The sequence below is a fragment of the Actinotignum sp. usb-actsch-213 genome (genome assembly GCF_059085665.1).
Genome location: NZ_JBHNSQ010000064.1, coordinates 26,260 through 45,298, shown reverse-complemented (window position 1 = coordinate 45,298; position 19,039 = coordinate 26,260). Strand labels below are relative to the sequence as shown.

Annotated in this window: 14 protein-coding genes and 1 pseudogene; 13 read left to right on the top strand and 2 right to left on the bottom strand. The window is 63.9% G+C overall.

The features are described from left to right. The 7 genes and pseudogenes from AC5RK6_RS06650 to ilvD form a co-directional block, all read left to right on the top strand. Window positions 1–633: pseudogene (locus AC5RK6_RS06650) on the top strand (hypothetical protein); the annotation flags it as partial. Between the two features lie 271 nt (window positions 634–904). Next, window positions 905–1,993, top strand: a complete 1,089-nt coding sequence (locus AC5RK6_RS06645; RefSeq protein ID WP_320758259.1) for a heme/hemin ABC transporter substrate-binding protein — start codon at window positions 905–907, stop codon at window positions 1,991–1,993. A 153-nt stretch (window positions 1,994–2,146) separates the two neighbouring features. Next, window positions 2,147–3,892, top strand: coding sequence for an ATP-binding cassette domain-containing protein (locus AC5RK6_RS06640; protein ID WP_435706449.1), 1,746 nt, complete (start codon window positions 2,147–2,149; stop codon window positions 3,890–3,892). Continuing rightward, entirely contained in the window at window positions 3,876–5,717 is a 1,842-nt protein-coding gene (locus AC5RK6_RS06635; protein WP_435730940.1) for an amino acid ABC transporter ATP-binding/permease protein, read from the top strand. The genes AC5RK6_RS06640 and AC5RK6_RS06635 overlap by 17 nt, the downstream gene beginning before the upstream one ends. 106 nt (window positions 5,718–5,823) lie before the next feature. Beyond that, entirely contained in the window at window positions 5,824–6,945 is a 1,122-nt protein-coding gene (locus AC5RK6_RS06630) for a FecCD family ABC transporter permease (RefSeq protein ID WP_320758262.1), read from the top strand. Beyond that, entirely contained in the window at window positions 6,938–7,756 is an 819-nt protein-coding gene (locus AC5RK6_RS06625; RefSeq protein ID WP_320758263.1) for a heme ABC transporter ATP-binding protein, read from the top strand. The genes AC5RK6_RS06630 and AC5RK6_RS06625 overlap by 8 nt, the downstream gene beginning before the upstream one ends. An 88-nt stretch (window positions 7,757–7,844) precedes the next feature. Further along, entirely contained in the window at window positions 7,845–9,689 is a 1,845-nt protein-coding gene (gene ilvD / locus AC5RK6_RS06620) for a dihydroxy-acid dehydratase (protein WP_039898276.1), read from the top strand. A 112-nt stretch (window positions 9,690–9,801) separates the two neighbouring features. Here ilvD and AC5RK6_RS06615 read toward each other — a convergent pair whose 3' ends face one another. Next, window positions 9,802–11,103: a threonine/serine exporter family protein gene (locus AC5RK6_RS06615; RefSeq protein ID WP_320757882.1), complete on the bottom strand. Its 1,302-nt coding sequence runs from the start codon at window positions 11,101–11,103 to the stop codon at window positions 9,802–9,804. 324 nt (window positions 11,104–11,427) lie between these two features. Here AC5RK6_RS06615 and AC5RK6_RS06610 point away from each other — a divergent pair, with 324 nt between their 5' ends. From AC5RK6_RS06610 to AC5RK6_RS06585, 6 genes are all read left to right on the top strand, one after another. Continuing rightward, the gene (locus AC5RK6_RS06610) at window positions 11,428–13,230 is read left to right on the top strand and encodes an acetolactate synthase large subunit (protein ID WP_320757884.1); all 1,803 of its coding nucleotides are present in this window, start codon (window positions 11,428–11,430) and stop codon (window positions 13,228–13,230) included. Window positions 13,231–13,276: 46 nt separating this feature from the next. Further along, on the top strand, window positions 13,277–13,840 hold the full coding sequence (gene ilvN, locus AC5RK6_RS06605) for an acetolactate synthase small subunit (RefSeq protein ID WP_284901101.1): 564 nt from the start codon (window positions 13,277–13,279) through the stop codon (window positions 13,838–13,840). Between the two features lie 144 nt (window positions 13,841–13,984). Beyond that, window positions 13,985–15,013, top strand: a complete 1,029-nt coding sequence (ilvC, locus tag AC5RK6_RS06600) for a ketol-acid reductoisomerase (protein WP_320757880.1) — start codon at window positions 13,985–13,987, stop codon at window positions 15,011–15,013. Between the two features lie 126 nt (window positions 15,014–15,139). After that, window positions 15,140–15,955 carry a DsbA family protein gene (locus tag AC5RK6_RS06595; protein WP_320757879.1) on the top strand — a complete coding sequence of 272 codons (816 nt, stop codon included), beginning with the start codon at window positions 15,140–15,142 and terminating at the stop codon, window positions 15,953–15,955. 80 nt (window positions 15,956–16,035) lie between these two features. Then, a complete protein-coding gene (locus AC5RK6_RS06590; protein WP_087071100.1) occupies window positions 16,036–16,302 on the top strand; it encodes an ACT domain-containing protein in 267 nt (88 codons plus the stop codon). 124 nt (window positions 16,303–16,426) lie between these two features. Then, window positions 16,427–17,794 (top strand): PFL family protein, encoded by a 1,368-nt coding sequence (locus AC5RK6_RS06585; protein WP_284901107.1) that lies wholly within the window; start codon window positions 16,427–16,429, stop codon window positions 17,792–17,794. Between the two features lie 59 nt (window positions 17,795–17,853). On the opposite strand, the gene AC5RK6_RS06580 is transcribed toward AC5RK6_RS06585, so the two are convergent. After that, window positions 17,854–19,035: a thiolase family protein gene (locus AC5RK6_RS06580; protein ID WP_320757878.1), complete on the bottom strand. Its 1,182-nt coding sequence runs from the start codon at window positions 19,033–19,035 to the stop codon at window positions 17,854–17,856. Window positions 19,036–19,039 lie beyond the last annotated feature (4 nt).

Below are 19,039 nucleotides of genomic sequence, written 5' to 3'. Positions count from 1 at the left end.
GTGTGTGTGGGGTGTTGCCTGGTTAGGGGCGGCACCCCACACACATTTAACCCGACGCGTTGCGTGCGCCCGAACTTCACGGTGGAAGTTACGGTTTCTCCACTCAACGTTGTGGAGGGAAGTCCCGTTCCTACCTTGACACTCACAAGCGAGCCCGAAGGATTCGCGCCATGTCTGGAAGGCCAACCTGCCCTGACGTACACCACGGAAACTACACCCGGTGAATATCCGATTACCCAAGGAACCGTGAAAGACAAAGCCGAATGTGCGGCGGGGTACGGAATCGCATTTAAGGATTCTACGTTGACCGTAACAGCTCGAGAAGTCACGCCACCGGCACCTACCCCGGTTCCGAGTACTGGCAATATGTTCTACGTTTCGAATAATTGGACAGCGACGGTTGCTGAGCATATGTTCTCCTACGGCCGCGCTGGTGACCAGGTGCTCGTCGGAGACTGGGATGGCGACGGCGTGGATACCTTTGCGGTGCGCCGCGGCAATACCATCTACGTCAAGAATTCTCTGACGCCCGGTGCTGCTGATCGGGTTCTGACCTACGGGCGGGTTTCTGACACCCTTTACATCGGAGACTGGGACGGAGACGGTATCGATACCCCGGCGGTACGCCGCTAAGTCTCCGTGACGCTCCGGCTGCGTCGTGTCCTAGCCGGGAAAGGGCCCCGCTCCGTTTCGTGAGCGGGGCCCGCTTCTATGCGCCCAGCCAATCCACGTACATAGCGACAGTTAGTCGGATGCGTCGCCAGGGCTCAACCTTGCCCTAAGGGTGTGGTACCGTCCGATACATGATTGGCACGCCGCCCCCGGATAGCGATATACACGCGGGTTGCTCGCGGGGGCTGGCTGCGCCGTCGTACCCTCAGGTACACGCGAAACGGAGGTAAGAATGAAACGTTGGGGAGCGCTGTGCGCGGTGCTCACACTCGCCCTGAGTGCATGCGGGACAACCGCGACAACAGAAGGGAATTCCCCGAAGCAGCCCGGTGCATCAGCATCGGCAGCGCCAGCGACGCCGCCCACGCCCACCACCGCGGCGCCCGTGCCCGATCCGCGTAGCCTCACCGGGATGGTGACCGTCGCCCCGCTCCCCGAACCGCATCCGAGCGTACCTGCCGCGGTCAATCTTCCCGTCACCATCACCGACGCCAGCGGTGCGAAAGTTACCGTGACCGATGCATCGCGGGTTGTCACACTCGATATGTCCGCCGCAATTTCGCAAACGCTTCTCGCCCTCGGGCTCGGGCAGACCATCGCCGGGCGCACCGTATCCGATACCGAGCCGAGCCTGGCGAACGTGCCGGTCGTCACCGAAAGTGGGCACAACGTCAATGCCGAGGCCGTGCTGCGCCTCGCACCCACCCTCATTCTTACTGACGGCACCATCCGCGGGGCCGAAGGCGCCCTCGCGCAACTGGAAGCATCCGGTATCCCGGTGGTGCGACTCTCGCGCGCCACGAAGTTCGACGACGCGCCCGCCCGCGCGGCCGAGGTGGCCCGCGCCGTGGGAGCGGGGCAGGCCGGCGAAGAACTGGCCGCACAGATCTCTACATCCATCGCGCAGGCGCGGATCGACGTAGCGCAGCTCGCCCCGGCCGATCCGCTGCGCATGGTCTTCCTCAATATTCGCCCGCAGGCCGGCCTTTTTATGTTGCTCGGGAGCGAATCGGGCGCCAGCGATGTGATCGATGCGGTGGGTGGGCGTGATATGGCCGGGGAAGCGGGAGTGACCCAGGCTCGGCCCGCCAGCCAGGAAGCCCTCCTCGTGGCTAACCCAGACATTATTATTGTTATGACCAACGGGCTGAGTGCGCTCGGCGGGATCGAGGCGCTCGAAGGACAGCCCGGGATCTCGCAAACCGAAGCTGGGAAGAAACAGCGTGTGCTTGCCATTCCCGATAACCTTGCCCTCGGCTTCGGTCCGCAAAGTGGCGATCTTATTCGAGCAATGGGCCAAGCGCTCTACACTGCCCAGTAGCGGGAATATGCCGGCCGGTAGCGAGAACACACCGGCCGGCAGGGGAGCATAACGCTGCCCGGCGGTAGGAACACATCGCCACTAGCGGTACAAGGCGGGCGGTCAGTGCGCCCGCGCGGTAGGACAGCACGAAAGGATAGTGAGAGGATGATCGTGGCCCAGCGCCCCAGCTCGCGCGGGGCGGATCCGATTTCCGCACCCGGACGCCGCGCCGCACTTATCGCGGCTTTCCTGCGCCTGGCCACCATCGCGGCGATTATTGCCGGTTACGTGACTGTGGCCCATGCGAGCGCGGGGGTTGTCGGTATAGCGGGTGGCACGGTGGCGCCGCCCGGCACTGGCCACCTGTGGCTCGCGGCCGGTTTCTTCGCGGTTGCCGGTGCCTGCGCCATTGCTGAACGTGTGGGGAGCACCGGTGCAGCTCGCGCGGAAGAACGCCGGCTGCGCGGTCTGCTTCTGGATCGTACTTTCACGCTTGCCCGCACCGGCACTCCGACGCCCTATACCGCCGGGCGTCTCCTGCCGCTCCTCACCGATAGCGTCGAGCGGATCACCAACTACCGGCAGGGCTACGTGGGTACCACCATCGGCGCGCTGCTCGCACCGTTCCTCACCCTTACCTTTATCGGTGTGGCCATCGACCCGGTCATCGGATTCGGTGTCATGGCGGCACTCCCGCTCATTCCCGCAGGTATCGGACTCTTCTTCCGTTTCTTCCGCCGCGCCTCCAGCGAGTCACGCCGCGCGCGTGACACCCTCGTGGATAGCTACCTCGACGCCATCCGCAATATGACCACTATCCGCCTCTTTAACGCCGGGGAACGCGTCGAAGCGGACCTGGCCCGCCGCGGGGAAGCTAACCGGCGCGCCATTATGCGGATGCTGGCCGGTAACCAAATTGTCATTATTGTTATGGACGGCCTGGTCGGCCTCCTCCTCATCTGCCTCACCGCCGGGCTCACCACCGCCCGCGCCGCGCACCTCGCACCGTGGCAGGCGCTCGCCGTGGCCTTGCTCGCGGTGGTGCTTCTCGAACCGCTTTCGCAGGTGGCCGGATTCTTTTACATCGGCATGGGTGGACGTGCCGCCCAAAAAGCCATCACTCGTTACCTTTCCATCGTTCCGCGTTATGGGAACGACGGCGCAGCTGCGGCTCCCAGCGCTGTTGCGAATGACGGTGCGCCCCGGAACGACGGTGTACCCACGCCAGCGAGCACGGCCCCGCTTATCGCCGTGAATAACGCGGCGGTGAATTACGGGCGGGAAGAGGTGCTGACCGAGGTAAACCTGCGCGTGGAGCGCGGGGAGCGCCTCGCGATTGTGGGCGTGAGCGGAGCCGGGAAATCCACCCTCCTCGCCCTGCTGCGCGGCGCTTTACGCCCGCAGGCCGGGAGTGTACAGGTAGCCGGGGTTCGGGTGGATGCCGGCAGTGGTGACCTGGCGCAGCTGCGCGCGCGCAGCGCCGTCGTCGCTCAAACAACGTGGATGTTTACCGGAACCATTGCCGATAACCTGCGTCTGGCACGTCCGGATGCCACCGCGGCTCAGATGTGGGATGCTCTTGAGCGGGCCCAGGTGGCTGCAGACGTGGCGCGCATGCCGGCCGGAATCGATACGTATCTCGGCGAGGATTCCGCGCTGATTTCCGGTGGGCAGGCCCAGCGTATCTCGCTAGCGCGGGCATTTTTGGCCGGCCGTACCCTGTTGCTCCTTGACGAGCCCACCGCGCAGGTCGATGTGGAATCCGAGGACCGGATTTGCGCGGCGTTAGCGGGGCTCGGGCCCGAGTACACGCTCGTTATGGTCACGCACCGTCCCGCGCTAGCTGCGCTCGCTGATCGGGTGGTGCGAGTCCGCGACGGAATTCTCGAGGAGGTCAGCGATGTCCACGCTGAATAATAAAGCCGTGCGCGAGGATAACGGCGCTGCGCTGCGCGGGAATGATGCGCGCGAGAGCGATGGCGCCGCGCCGGGGCTGCGCACCGTGCTGCGCTGGCTGCTTTCCCTCACCCGCCCCGTTCACGGTCCGCTCGCGCTCTCCACCCTGTGCCGGGCCGCCGGCCAGGTGGCTGATATCGGGCTTTTCGCGGTAGCTACCTACGGAATGGTGGCGGCCGTGAGCAGCGGCGGGGGAGCGGGTTTCCTCTGGCTCGTGGCCCTTCTCGCGCTCCTCAAAGCGGGCCTGCGCTACCTCGAACAATTCACCGGGCACTACGTGGCTTTCCGGGCCCTCGAGCTGCTGCGTACCCGCGTTTTTGCCAGCCTGTGGCCCAAGGCCCCCGGGATTATGACCCGCTCGCGTTCGGGAGATATGGTTGCCTCCCTCACTCGCGATATTGACCGCATTGAAGTGGTCTACGCACATACGGTAGCCCCGGTAGTATGCGCCTACGTACTCACCCCCGCCGCGCTGCTGGTGGGCGGCGCGCTGCTCGGGTGGAACGCGATGGCGTTACCGGCGGTGGCCACGGCGCTCGCACTTGCGGTTATCCCTTACGCGGGCACCCGGCGCGCGATTGATGCGACGACGGCGCAACTAGCCGCCCGCGCCGATCTGACCGCGCATGTGACCGATTCGCTGTACGGCCTCGAAGACGTGCTCGTCTTCGGGCGCACTGCCGACCGCATGGAGGAAACAGCCGCCCTCGGCGCGAAAGTCGCCACCAGCGGGTCCTTCCCCGCCTGGGTGGCCGGGCTGCGCCGCGGGGCCAATATTCTTGCCGCCGGGATGAGCGCGGCGTGGATTATCGCGGCGGGTCTGAGCGACCCGACTATCTCACTGCCGCTCGCGGCGGCTGGCGCGGTGGCGGCCCTGCGGGTATGGGAAGGCCCCCAGGCTCTCGAAGATGCGGCGTCGTCCCTCGATGCTTCGCTCGCGGCCGCGCGGCGTATATATACCCTCGCGCACGCGCCCCAACCGTGCCCGGACGGCCCCGGTATCCTCATGCCCGAACGCGGCCTATCCGTAGAATTCGACGACGTTCGCTATACCTACCCGGAGCGTGAACGCGAGGTGTTGCGGGGGGTGAGTCTGCGCATTCCGGCCGGCTCCCACACCGTGCTGGCCGGACGTTCCGGCTCGGGTAAATCCACCCTGGTCCATCTGGTGGAACGCTACGATGACCCGGCATCTGGGACGGTGCGCATCGGTGGGATTCCCACCACGGATCTCAAAGTCGCCTCGCTGCACGCCTGCGTGGTGGGCGTTTCCCAAAAAAGCCAGATCGTGGCCGGGACGATTGCCGATAACCTGCGCCTGGGAGTCCCGAGCGCCACCGAAGTTGAACTGTGGCGTGCCCTCGCCGTAGCAGGGCTGGAGGGCGATGTGCGGGCCATGCCGGAGGGCTTAGCCACCCGGGTGGGAGGCGGTACCTCGCACGGCCGACCCACCGGATACGCGCTTTCGGGAGGGCAGGTGCAGCGGCTGTGCTTGGCCCGCGCGGTGCTGATGCGCCCGGCAGTCCTCATCCTCGATGAATTCGCCGCCGCCCTCAATAGGGAACTCGAAGCCGGAATTCGAGCAAATCTTCGCGCCGCCCTCCCCGATGCAACCATTATTGAAGTGAGTCACCGCCTCGATGCGGTGCACGAAGCGGATACCGTGGCCGTGCTTTCGAGCGGGCGCCTGGTGCTGACCGGCCCACCCGCCGACATCACCGAAGCCCGGGTACGCGAAGCGGTGCGGGAAAGCGGCGCGGGAAAGCGGCGCGGAGGTGCCCGGTGAGGCGATTCCGGAGAACGGTGCCACGCATCCGGGGAACGCGGCGAATAATGCGCCCCGCGCGCCGCGCCATTAGCGCTCCGTACAACATTAAGGCAAGATAGACAGGATGAGTGGACAGCGCGGCAACCAGCGGCACGCGGCCACCGCGCTCCCCGCGGTGACTGGCGCGCCAGTCATGCCCGCGCTCCCCGCCGGAATTAAAGCGCGCCGCCGCCGGGGTGTCTGGACCTTCCTCATTCTCATCGCGCTCCTTGCGCTGGGAATGCTCCTCTCCGCCCACCTGGGCCAATTCCCCGTGACCGTGGGGGAGGTGGCGCGCGGTATCGCCGCCCGTTTCGGGCTGGCCGCGCCACCGGAAGATCCCCTTGTTATGGCGGCGCTCTGGAATATTCGCTTTCCCCGTATCTGCTTAGGAATCCTGGTGGGCGGGGCGCTCGCGGTGGCCGGCGCTGTTATGCAGGCGGTTTTCTCCAATCCGCTTGCTGAACCGGGAATTATCGGGGTCTCGTCCGGATGCGCTTTCGGGGCCGCTCTCACCATGGTCTTTATTCCCGGGGCGCTGGGTGGGTTATCGGTACCGCTGGGCGCCTTCGTTGCCGGGCTTGTCACCTCCGCCACCGTCTACCTGCTGGCGCGCTCACAGGGGCGAGCTGAAACTCTCACCCTGGTGCTCACCGGCATCGCGGTGACCGCGGTGGCTTCCGCGCTTACCTCCATCGCCACCTACCTGGCTGATACCAATGCCCGCGAACAAATCGTGTTCTGGCAGATGGGATCGCTGGCCGGGGCTTCCTGGTTCCAGGTGGCCGTGGTGGGCGCGGTGGTCGGCATCGGTATCCTCGGTGCCCTCGGGCTGGCCGGCCGCCTCGACCTGCTCAGCCTGGGGGAGCGGGAAGCCGGGCACGTGGGCGTGAACGTCGCGGCCTTGCGGGCCGCCGCCATCGTCCTCACCGCCATCCTGACCGCCGCCGCTGTCTGTTTCGCCGGGGTCATTGGCTTCGTGGGACTTATTGTCCCGCACGTGCTGCGCCTCCTCATGGGGCCGATGAACCGCATGCTTATCCCCGCCGCGCTGCTGGGCGGGGCGGTGCTCCTCACCTACGCCGATCTCGCGGCCCGCACCCTCGTACCCTTCGCGGAACTCCCCATCGGGATCTTCACTGCCCTGGTGGGTGGCCCCACTTTCTTTATCCTGCTGCGTAAGAACTTGCGAGGTGCCCGTGGTTGATCTTTTCTCCGCCGCGGGTGGGCCGGCCGGGGAACTCGTGGCTGAGCATCTCAGCTTCGCCTACGGTACCCACCGGGTTCTCCACGACGTCAGCATCACCGCCCAGCCCGGGCGGGTTCTCGGGGTGCTCGGCCCCAACGGTACCGGCAAATCCACCCTGCTGTCGCTCCTCGCCGGCGATCTTGCCCCCACCTGCGGGCAGGTGCGCATCGGCGAGACCTCCGTTTCCTCCCTTTCCTGGCGGGAATTGGCGCGCATGCGTGCCGTTATGCCCCAAAACTCCACTTTCCCCTTCGCCTACCTGGTGCGCGACCTGGTAGCCATGGGCCTCGGATCCGGGAACGGGGCCGGCACCGCCCGCGCGGCGGACGCCGCTATTATCGACGCCGCTCTGCGCGCCGCCGATGTCACCCACCTCCAGGATCGCGACGTCACCCGCCTCTCGGGCGGCGAGCAGGCCCGGGTCACCTTCGCGCGGGTGCTCGCCCAGCGCGCCGGGGTGGTGCTCCTCGATGAGCCGACCGCCGCCCTCGATATTTCCCACCAGCAGCGTCTCCTTGAGCTGTGCCGGCGCCTGGCGGCCGGCGGGCATACCGTCGTCGCCGTGCTGCACGATATCCAGCTGGCCGGCGCGCTCTGCGATGACGTGGTGTTGCTGCGCCACGGCCGGGTGGAGGCGGCTGGCACCCCGCGCCAGGTACTCAGCTCGGAGCTACTGACCCGGGTCTACGAATGGCCGATACGAGTGGAGACGCTGGGCGATGGGACGATCGTCGTCGTTCCCACCACCGCAACCACGTCCGCAAAGTGAGAAGGCAATTCTCACTACGTGGACATAGCTAGACTAAGGACGACGGCGGCACCGCCCGCCACCACAACACACGATACGAAGGGGAACTATGGCGCAGCTGCGATCGGCAACGTCAACAACGGGCCGGAATATGGCCGGGGCGCGGGCGCTCTGGCGCGCTACCGGGATGGGCTCGGAAGATTTCGGCAAGCCGATTATTGCCATCGCTAATTCCTTCACCCAATTTGTTCCCGGGCACGTGCACCTACGTAATGTCGGGAAAATCGTGGCGGATGTTATCCAGGCAAACGGCGGGGTGGCGCGCGAATTTAATACCATCGCTGTGGATGACGGCATCGCTATGGGCCACGACGGCATGCTCTATTCGCTGCCCAGCCGCGAAATAATTGCCGATTCCATCGAATATATGTGCAATGCGCATACCGTGGATGCCCTCGTTTGCATTTCGAATTGCGATAAAATCACGCCCGGCATGCTCATCGCCGCCATGCGCCTGAATATTCCCACTATTTTTGTGTCCGGTGGGCCCATGGAGGCGGGCAAGCCGGTGGAAGGCGTCGTCGATCATAATATTGACCTCATCGACGCTATGGCCCTGGCCGTGGACGATTCCATCACGGACGATGAACTCGCGCGCGTGGAGGAAAACGCCTGTCCCACCTGCGGTTCCTGCTCGGGAATGTTCACCGCGAATTCCATGAATTGCCTAACCGAAGCGCTGGGCATGTCCCTGCCCGGCAACGGTTCCACCCTTGCCACCGCCACCCGGCGCCGCCGGCTTTTCGAAGAGGCCGGGAAACGTATCGTTGCGCTCACGAAACGTTTTTATAACGACGACGACGCCAGCGTGCTACCGCGCAATATTATGACGAAGGCGGCTTTTACCAATGCCATGTCCATGGATGTGGCCATGGGGGGCTCCACCAATACCGTGCTTCATATTTTGGCCATTGCCCAGGAAGGCCATGTGGATTTCACGCTTGCGGATATTGATGCGCTCTCGCGGCGAGTGCCCTGCATGGTTAAGCTTGCCCCAAATTCCACCGAATTCCATATTCAGGACTTCCACCGCGCCGGCGGGATTCCGGCGCTGCTCGGGGAAATGTACCGGGCGGGGATGCTCGATGATTCGGTGCACTCGGTGCATTCCGATGATCTGAAATCCTGGCTGGAAACCTGGGATATTCGCGGGGTGGCGCCCTCGGAGCAGGCCCGTGATCTTTTCAGCGCCGCGCCGGGGAATGTGCGCACTACCCGCGCATTTTCGCAGGACTCCACCTGGGAAAGCCCGGATGTGGACGGGGAACACGGGTGTATTCGCAGCGCAGATCACGCCTATACCGAGGATGGCGGGCTGTGCGTCCTGCGCGGGAACCTCGCGGAAGACGGTGCGGTTATTAAGACGGCCGGAATTAGCGAAGAGCTTTTCCATTTTGAAGGACGGGCCCGAGTGGTCGATTCCCAAGAGGCCGCCGTCGAACTTATTTTGTCCAAGGCGGTGGAACCGGGCGATATTGTGGTGATCCGCTACGAGGGCCCCAAGGGTGGGCCGGGAATGCAAGAAATGCTCTATCCCACCTCCTACCTCAAGGGCCTGGGGCTCGGGAAGGTCTGCGGGTTGATTACCGATGGGCGTTTTTCCGGGGGAACGTCAGGGCTGTCCATCGGGCACGTTTCCCCCGAGGCTGCCGCGGGCGGCAATATTGCGCTACTGCGCGAAGGGGATCGTATTATTATCGACGTTCCTACCCGGCTGCTCGCCATGGATGTATCCGAAGAAGAATTGGCTGAGCGGCGCGCCCAGATGGGGGAGCTGCCCTGGCGTCCCGAGAAGCGGGACCGGCATGTTTCCAAGGCGCTGCGGGCCTACGCCATGATGACCACCTCGGCGGATCGCGGGGCGGTGCGGGTGGTGGACGGCCGCGTGGACTAAGGCGCCACGGTGCGCGCCGGGCTGCGGGCCGGGCTGCGGCCGGTGGTCACGGCCCGGCACCTCCACGGTGCCGCGTTCACACGAGCCTCGGCGCGGTGTTCGTTACTATTCGTTACTCGTCGAAGGCCGGGCTGAGCTCGTGGGGCGGCTCCATAAGCCAGTGCCGGTCCGTGATCATGCGCGCGGCGGCCACCCCGGCACCCACCGCGCAAATCACCAGAACCACATTCGTGAGCGCGCCGGCGGCCTGGGCAATCTGCCCGGCATTAATGGCGTGCAGGCCGCGGAAAAATACCACTCCGGGAATCATGACGACGACAGCCGGGACGCTCAGCGAGACCCGGGAAAATCGGGTGCGGCGAGTGAGCAGATGGGCGAGTACCCCGGCGCCCAGGGCCGCGAGGAAAACCGCGGCCACATTATAGAAGCCGGCATCCTGGGCGCTGAGGCGCGCGGCGTTGACAATCGCGCCGATAGCGCCGGCCAGCAGCGCCGCGCCCTGCTCCGCGGTAAAGAGCATGGCGAAACCGTAGGAGGCCACGAAGGTTGCGGCGCCGCGCGCCAAGGCCAACCACGGTTCGGGGATCACGTAAGCGGCGTGCGGGGCAATATCGGTATCGAAGAGGACAGTGACCACCCACACCGCCATCCCGGCGGCCAGCATGAGCATGGTGACATAGGCTCCGCGGGTCAGGCCGGCGGAAAAATCAGCGCGAATAGTATCGAGCATTGCGGTGACCAGCGGGAAACCGGGAATAAGAAAAAGGAGTGCAGACACCACCCCGGCTTCGTGCACCACCGCGATATGCCACGCCGCTTCGGCCACCCCAACCGTGGCCAGATACAGTACCGCGGCTAGCGCTCCTACCAGGAACCAAATCCCGAAGTGGTTAACGAGGCGGCGGGCTAACCAGCCGCGCACCGCCTGCCCCGCGCTCGCCGCGAAGAAGACCGCGGAGCATTCCACCACCCCGCCCCGGTTGAGGAAACAGAAACAGGCGCAGGCCACCCCGGATACCAGGGCGAGCAACCATGCCGGGTAGGTGCGCGCTCGCGTGATCGCATCGTCGAGCGTGTTTGTCACCTGCGTGGGAGTCGAGCCATCCGGAAGGGTAGCAATGGCAGCAATAAGCGCGTCAATACGGGCGGCGTTCACCCCGAGGGCGCGCTGCTCTCCGGTGAGAGTGCACACATCCCCGTAGCCGTAGCAGGTGACTGTGATTTCGGTGAAGGATACCTGGGCGTGGGTGGTACGAATTCCCAGGGCGTGGGCGGTGCGTTCCATGGAATGTTTCACTCGGTAGGCGGAGGCGCCGCTGGCGAGCAGCAGGAGGCCGGCGCGCAGCACCGCGCGCGCGGCGTAGCGCAGGTGGCTAGGGTGCTGCGGCGCAGGAGGCCGGTGCGAAAACGTCACGCGTCCAGGGTACGCTTCCCGAAACACTCCGGAAAACTGTCCGAACAATGAAACCAAAATCCACGATGTGAGACAGATTGATCTTTTTAGTGTTTGTGGAGCCCGCTCCGGTAGTCTGAAGGGCATGGCTCAGATTCTTCTTATTATCGTAGTGAGGTAGCGCGCACCACCGGTTGCGCGCTCCCCTCACGTGAGGGGATTTTTTATGCGCCAACCGCCACAGCTTGCCACCCCGCTTGTTATTTGAGGAGAACAGGCCCGAAGAACCAGGTGAATCAGGTTGAAGGAGGAACCATGGCCGCATCCGAGATGAATGCATCCGCGATGGGCGCGTCGGCCGCGTCCCATCGGGACCATCCCGGTGAGATCCGCGAAAAAATGGACGGCGCCCGCGCCATCGTCCGCACCCTAGCGGAACTCGGTGTTGATATTGTCTTCGGGCTGCCCGGCGGAGCCATTTTGCCCACCTATGACCCGATGTACGATAGCAAGTCACCCCGTCATATCCTGGTGCGTCACGAACAGGGTGGGGGCCATGCGGCTGAAGGCTATGCGCTGGCCACGGGGCGCGTAGGTGTTGTTATGGCGACCTCCGGGCCGGGGGCAACGAACCTCGTCACCCCGCTGCTCGATGCCAATATGGATTCCGTCCCGCTGGTGGCGATCACCGGGCAGGTGGGGGCCGCGGCCATCGGAACCGATGCCTTCCAGGAAGCCGATATCGTGGGTGCCACCATGCCCATGGTCAAGCATTCTTTCCTTGTAACCGACGCCGATGATATTCCGGCACGCCTGGCCGAAGCCTTTTACCTCGCGGCGAGCGGACGCCCCGGCCCCGTCCTCGTGGACATCGCGAAATCCGCGCAGAACCAAGAAACAGAATTCGTGTGGCCCCCGCGCTTGGACCTGCCCGGATACCGCCCGGCCGGCGAGCCGGATCCCGCGGCGGTACGCGAGGCCGCCCAACTTATTGCCACTGCCAGCCGGCCCGTGCTCTACGTTGGGGGTGGGGCGGTGCGTGCCCGGGTTTCCCGCGAGGTCACGGAGCTGAGCGAGCTCACCGGTGCCCCGGTGGTCACCACCCTGCCCGCCCGCGGCACCGTACCTGATTCCCACCCCCACAACCTGGGGATGCCGGGTATGCACGGTACCGTTCCCGCGGTGGGGGCGCTCCAACGCAGCGATCTCATCGTGGCGCTGGGCGCGCGTTTCGATGATCGCGTAACCGGGGCGCTTGACGGTTTCGCGCCGCAGGCGAAAGTTATCCACCTTGATATCGACCCGGCGGAAGTGTCCAAGAATCGCACCGCGGACGTGGCGATTATCGGGGATTTGGCTCAATCTGTTCCCGCCCTCCTCGCGCAGGTGCGTGCAGCTCGCGAGCAGTACGGGGAAGCGAATCTGGAACCGTGGTGGGGCTACCTCAACCGCCTGCGGGAAACCTATCCGGCTGGCTACACCCCCACGGATGATGGCCTCGTCTCCCCGCAGTACGTCATCGAACGCCTGGGCGCGGTGGCGGGAAGTGAGGACACTATCTGGGTGACCGGGGTGGGGCAGCACCAAATGTGGGCCTCGCAATTCCTGCGTTTCGAGCATCCGCACCGCTGGCTTTCCTCCGGGGGCGCGGGCACCATGGGCTACGGCATTCCGGCAGGTATGGGCGCGAAAGTCGGCCAGCCCGAGCGCACCGTGTGGGTGATTGACGGCGACGGCTCCTTCCAGATGACCAATCAGGAATTGGCTACCTGCCGTCTCAATAACATCAATATCAAAGTGGCCGTTATTAATAACTCCTCGCTGGGGATGGTGCGCCAGTGGCAAACTCTGTTCTACGAAGGTCGCTATTCCTTCACCGATCTGGAAACCGGGAATAACACCCGTCGCGTTCCCGATTTCGTCAAACTTGCCGAGGCCTATGATTGCGCGGCCTGGCGCGTGGAGAAGAAGGACGACGTCGATACCGCCATTCGGCGCGCTATGGAGATAAATGACAGGCCCGTCGTTATCGACTTCATTACCTCTCCGGATGCGGAAGTGTGGCCGATGGTCGCCGCCGGGGTATCCAATGATGAGATTATGTACGCCAAGGGGCTGCGCCCCGAAGTGGATGAGAACTTCGCGTGAGTAGCGGATTACAGCCGCTCGAGCCGCCACGAAAGGAAGGATAACAATGCCGCAGCGCCACACGCTCTCCGTACTGGTGGAGAATAAACCCGGAGTGCTCACGCGGGTGGCCGGGCTCTTCGCCCGCCGCGCCTTTAATATTCATTCGCTTGCCGTGGGAGAAACGGAAAACCCGGCGCTCTCGCGTATTACCGTGGTGGTCGACGCCGCGGTACAACCCCTCGAACAGGTGGCCAAACAGCTCAATAAGCTGGTCAATGTCATCAAAATCGTGGAATTGGACAGTGAGGAAGCGGTACTGCGCCGCCTCGTCCTCATTAAAGTCGGCGCTGATGATACGACCCGCGCTCACGTGGTGCAGGCGGTGGACCTTTTCCGCGCCCATGTGGTGGACGTGGTGCCGGATGCTGTCACCATTGAAGCTACCGGGTCCGACCGCAAGATCGGAGCCCTGCTTGCCGCCCTGGAACCCTATGGGATTCGGGAAATTGTGCAGTCGGGAACCGTGGCGCTCGGGCGCGGGGCGCATTCGCTCTCCGAACGGGTTACCGCCGATATGGCGGGTGACCCGGGGGACTTCCCGGAAGCGCTCGCCCGCGGGCGCATCTAAGCCAGAGCGGCGCGCGGCCAGCTGGCGGCGTCGTCGTACTTAATACGGCCCTGCCCGCAACGCGGTGCCGTCACCGCAACGAAACCGAAACCGAAAAACCGTAACCGCGGGGCCTGACCCCGACCCAACAAAAAGGAGAAAAACATGGCAGAAATCTTCCATGATGCCGATGCCGATCTGTCCCTCATCCAATCGAAGAAGGTTGCCATTATTGGCTACGGTTCGCAGGGGCACGCCCACGCGCTCAACCTGCGCGACTCCGGTGTGGACGTGGTGGTGGGTCTGCGTGAAGGCTCGAGTTCCGTGGCGAAAGCGCAGGAGCAGGGCCTGACGGTGCGTTCCGTGGCCGATGCCACCAAGGATGCCGACGTCGTTATGATTCTGGTGCCGGACCAGACCCAGCGCGGGCTGTGGGCCGCGGAAATCGAACCGAATCTCAAGCCCGACGCCGCGGTGTTCTTCGCCCACGGTTTCAATATTCACTACGGTTATATCAAGCCGGCTGCCGGCCACGATGTGTGCATGGTGGCGCCGAAGGGCCCGGGGCATACGGTGCGCCGCCAGTACGAAGACGGTCGCGGGGTTCCGGTGCTCGTTTGCGTGGAACAGGATGCCTCCGGGCAGGCCTGGGATGTGGCGCTGTCCTACGCCGCGGCGATTGGCGGTACCCGCGCCGGCGCCATTAAGACCACGTTCAAGGAAGAGACCGAAACGGACCTCTTCGGTGAGCAGACCGTGCTGTGCGGCGGGGTTTCCCAACTCATCACCTACGGTTTCGAGACCCTGGTGGAAGCGGGATACCAGCCGGAAATGGCCTACTTCGAGGTGTGTCACGAACTCAAGCTCATCGTGGATCTCATTAACGAAGGCGGGTTGACCAAGCAGCGCTGGTCCTGCTCGGATACGGCCGAATACGGTGATTATGTATCCGGACCGCGCGTTATCACCCCGGACGTCAAGGAGCATATGAAGGAAGTGCTGGCCGATATCCAGAACGGTTCCTTCGCCAAGCGCTTCATCGACGACCAGGATGCCGGCGCCCCCGAATTCAAGAAGCTGCGCGCCGAACATGAAAGCCACCCGCTGGAGGCCACCGGGCGTGAGGTGCGGTCCATGTTCGCGTGGAATACCGATGTGGATGCCGATTACACCGACGGACAGACCGCCCGCTAAGCGCGGCTGTTGCCGTTCCCAGGTGGGGCGGCTAGGATGAGCGCCAGTTAACCGGCCCGCTCGCGGCAAGGTACCGCGGGTGGGCCGGTTTGTACGAGCTGAGTTCTACTGTGAGAAAGGCCGCAGATGCGTCGTCGTTCCGCTTTTGCTTTCCTCGGGGTACTGGCCTTCGGCCTTGCCGCCTGCACCGATACGTCCGATGCACCGGGGGTGAAACCTACCGTGGCCGCGACCACCGATAGTACGACGGCGCCCAGCGGGCCCACCGCCAGCGCGACTCCGAGCGCGAGTAAAGAGCCCGCTCATCTGGTTCCTATCCAACGCGGAGCCAATGTGGTCACGGAGAAAATTCCCGCGCCTCTTGATCAATGGGGTGGTATTTCTATCGGGTCTGATGGGGTGGCCGGAAGTGTCAATGAAGGCAAGCCGGTGGTGCGGGTGTATTCCGATTATTGGTGCCCCTGGTGCAATGACCTGGTACGCGACCACGGTGAAGAACTCATCCACATGGCGAAAGCCGGGAAAATCACCCTGGTCTACCACCCGAATATGCGCTTCGAAGAATCGCCCTACAGTGTCAAGGGTGAGCAGGCCGAAGTGTGGTTTGCGGTGAACGCCCCGGATAAATACCTCGATTTCCACGAGCTGCTCTACAAAGAAGGCTCGATCCCGGTGGTCAAGCACGTGGATCGGGCTGAACGCCAGCAACCTGACCCGGCTCTTATCGAAGAATTTGCTACCCGGGTGGGTCTGGATAACGCGCAGCTGGAGAGCTTGCGTGCCACGTTGGCCGGTGATGAGTACCTTCCCCTCCTCAAGCAACTGCGTGAACAATTCCTCGCTGACGGAATGAAGTACATTCCCGCCGTTGTTATTGATGAAAAGCTGGTGAGCGACCCGAATAACGGCAACTTGGACCAGTTCCTCGCGCCGCTAAAGTAGGTCGGCGATAGTGCAGGCTGCGGCGTGCGCAGGCCGAAGCGGGCGAAAAACTGTCGTAGCGGCGTGGCACAATAGAGGCCATGAAAGCCATTATGACTGTGACCGGCGTGGATCGCACCGGGATTATCGCGGCCGTCTCCGCTGAACTCGCTCGCCTCGGGGTGAATATCATCAACGTTACGCAGACCCTCATGGATGAGTACTTCACCATGATCCTCGAAGTGGCGCTCCCGGAGGGTAGCTCCATCACCCAGGTGCAGCAGGCCATGGCGGAGCTGGGTGCCGCTGAAGCACTCGAGATCCACGTGCAGGCGGATTCCATTTTCCGCGCCATGCATCGCGTATAGCCCGGTTCGGTGTATAGGCTGGCCCGGTGCGTATCACGCCGGCCGGCGCACAGGAACCGGCACGGCAACGTGCACGGGAACTACGCACAGAAGCGAGACTGCGTACAGGAACGGGAGAATACCTATGTATGCCAGCAGTGAGCCCACTGCCCAAAATATTCTGGAAACCCTCGCGATGATCCGCGAGGATCGCCTCGATATCCGTACTGTCACCATGGGGATTTCCCTGCTGGACTGTGCGGATTCGGATGGCGAGCGCGCGCGGAAACGGGCCCGCGCCCGCATTATGGAGCGGGCCGCGCGCCTGGTGCCCGTGGCGCAGGAAATTGAAGCTGAACTGGGTATCCCCATTATTAATAAGCGCATTTCCGTGACTCCGATTGCCCTGGTGGCCGCGGCAAGCGGGGAAAAGGACCTCACCCCGTGGGCGGTTATGCTCGATGAATGCGCCCGGGAAATTGGCGTGGATTTCGTGGGTGGGTTCTCCGCCCTGGTGGAAAAAGGCATGACACGCGCGGATGAGGCGCTTATCGATTCCATTCCCGCCGCGCTGGCCGCCACATCGGTGGTGTGCTCCTCCGTCAATATCGGAACCTCGCGCGCCGGAATTAATATGAGCGCGGTGGCGCGCATGGGGGAGACCATCTGTGAGCTCGCCGCCCGCACGGATAAAGGCTCCGGGGCTGCTCGGCTGGTCGTTTTTGCTAACTCGGTGGGGGATAACCCCTTTATGGCCGGGGCTTTCCACGGGGTAGAAATGCCCGATTGCGTGGTTTCCGTAGGGGTATCCGGGCCGGGTGTTATTACCCGGGCGATTACTGCCGCAGAGGGTGCATCCTTCGATGAACTCGCGGAAGAAATCAAGCGCAGCGCTTTTAAAATCACCCGTATGGGCGAATTGGTCGGTCAGCTTGCCGCGCAGCGCCTCGGGGTGCCTTTCGGGGTTGTTGATCTTTCTTTGGCTCCCACGCCGGAAGTGGGTGATTCGGTGGCACGCGCCCTGGAAGCCATGGGCCTGGAACGCGTGGGTGCCCACGGCACTACGGCGGCCCTCGCTCTTCTCAATGATGCGGTGAAGAAGGGTGGGCTCATGGCATGCTCGCACGTGGGTGGGCTCTCCGGTTCCTTCATCCCGGTCTCCGAAGACGAAGGCATGATCGAAGCCGCGCGGCTCGGCGCTATTAGCCTGGCTAAACTCGAAGCCATGACCGCCATTTGCTCGGTGGGCCTGGACATGATCGCGGTGCCCGGGGATACCCCGGCCGCCACCATCGCCGGCATGATCGCCGATGAAGCGGCTATCGGCATTATGAACTCCAAGACCACCGCTGTGCGGGTCATCCCCGCTACCGGCTTGAGCGAAGGAGATACCGTGGAATTCGGTGGTCTGCTCGGCAGCGCGCCGGTAATGCCGGTAAGCCCGTACTCCAGCGCGGCCTTCATCTCCCGCGGGGGTACCATCCCGGCGCCGGTGCACGCTTTCAAAAACTAGGCACCCGCGGTGGTACCCGGCGTAAGGGCAGGGGCCGGGCCGGGCGGGGCGGGCAGCGGTTAGCGGGCGCGAATAATCGCGGCGATGCCCTGCCCGCCGCCGATGCACAGCGTCACAAGCGAGTGCTCGATCCCGCGTTCGCGCTGATTGAGAAGGGCACGCAGAGAAATAATCGCTCCCGAAGCGCCCACCGGGTGGCCTAACGCAATCGCCCCGCCCAGCGGATTGACAATCTCCGGATCCAGCTCCGCGTCGCGAATTACCGCAATCGCCTGGGAAGCAAAAGCCTCATTGAGTTCCACCCAGCCAATATCCGCCCGGCTCAGGCCGGTGCGCTCGAGCACTTTCTCAATAGCCAAGCGCGGGGCATAACCCATATATTCCGGTTCCACCCCGACGGTCGCCACATCCACCAGCTCACCCAGAATATCTACACCCGCCGCAATCGCATCCTCTTCCCGCATGAGGACAAGCATGGCTGCGCCGTCGTTAATCCCGGAAGAATTACCGGCCGTCACGGTACCGTGCGCGGCAAAAACAGGAGAAAGGTGGCTGAGCGTTTCGACCGTCACCCCCGTGCGCGGATACTCTTCAGCAACGACGACGCGCTCAGTGGGCTCCCCGGCATCAATCGTGAAAGGAACCCGCTCCTTATCAAAAGTCCCGGCTGTGATGGCGGCCTGGGCACGGGCTTGGGACTGGGCCGCAAAAGCATCTTGCTCGGCGCGTGAAATACCGAATTTTTCCGCGACCCGCTCCGCGGTCCAGCCCATGGGCCGGCCTGAGAACGGATCAGAAATCAGTGAAAAAGTGCCGTCCACGTGCTTCGGCCCGTCGAGGTGACCGGCTCGCGAAAAATCCATCACCGGCTGGCGCGTCATATTTTCCGCACCGCCGGCCATAACGATGCGCGCGTCCCCGGAGCGCAGCGCGCTCGCCGCGCTGGCCAGAGCCTGCACCCCGGAGCCACACACCCGGTTGACGGTCAGGGCAGTGGAGGAGGCGCGTGCCCCGGCGGCCAGGGCGATACGGCGGGAAATATAGGCATCAGCACCGGTCTGGCCCACGCAGCCCACCACGAAATCATCCACATCCGCCATGGAGATACCCGCGCGCTCCGCGGCGGCGCGTGCTGCCGCCGCACCCAATTGATGCGCGGGAGTATTCGCGTAGTAGCCGCGGAACTTGCCCGTGGGAATGCGAGCACCGCCGACAATGACGATAGTGGAATCGAACGCCATAACC

Coding starts and splice junctions, on each gene's coding strand:
- ilvD (WP_039898276.1), top strand. CDS start 7,845: ATGGCGCAGCTGCGATCGGCAACGTCAACAACGGGCCGGAATATGGCC.
- AC5RK6_RS06580 (WP_320757878.1), bottom strand. CDS start 19,035: ATGGCGTTCGATTCCACTATCGTCATTGTCGGCGGTGCTCGCATTCCC.
- AC5RK6_RS06635 (WP_435730940.1), top strand. CDS start 3,876: ATGTCCACGCTGAATAATAAAGCCGTGCGCGAGGATAACGGCGCTGCG.
- AC5RK6_RS06590 (WP_087071100.1), top strand. CDS start 16,036: ATGAAAGCCATTATGACTGTGACCGGCGTGGATCGCACCGGGATTATC.
- AC5RK6_RS06610 (WP_320757884.1), top strand. CDS start 11,428: ATGGGCGCGTCGGCCGCGTCCCATCGGGACCATCCCGGTGAGATCCGC.
- AC5RK6_RS06630 (WP_320758262.1), top strand. CDS start 5,824: ATGAGTGGACAGCGCGGCAACCAGCGGCACGCGGCCACCGCGCTCCCC.
- ilvN (WP_284901101.1), top strand. CDS start 13,277: ATGCCGCAGCGCCACACGCTCTCCGTACTGGTGGAGAATAAACCCGGA.
- ilvC (WP_320757880.1), top strand. CDS start 13,985: ATGGCAGAAATCTTCCATGATGCCGATGCCGATCTGTCCCTCATCCAA.
- AC5RK6_RS06585 (WP_284901107.1), top strand. CDS start 16,427: ATGTATGCCAGCAGTGAGCCCACTGCCCAAAATATTCTGGAAACCCTC.
- AC5RK6_RS06595 (WP_320757879.1), top strand. CDS start 15,140: ATGCGTCGTCGTTCCGCTTTTGCTTTCCTCGGGGTACTGGCCTTCGGC.
- AC5RK6_RS06645 (WP_320758259.1), top strand. CDS start 905: ATGAAACGTTGGGGAGCGCTGTGCGCGGTGCTCACACTCGCCCTGAGT.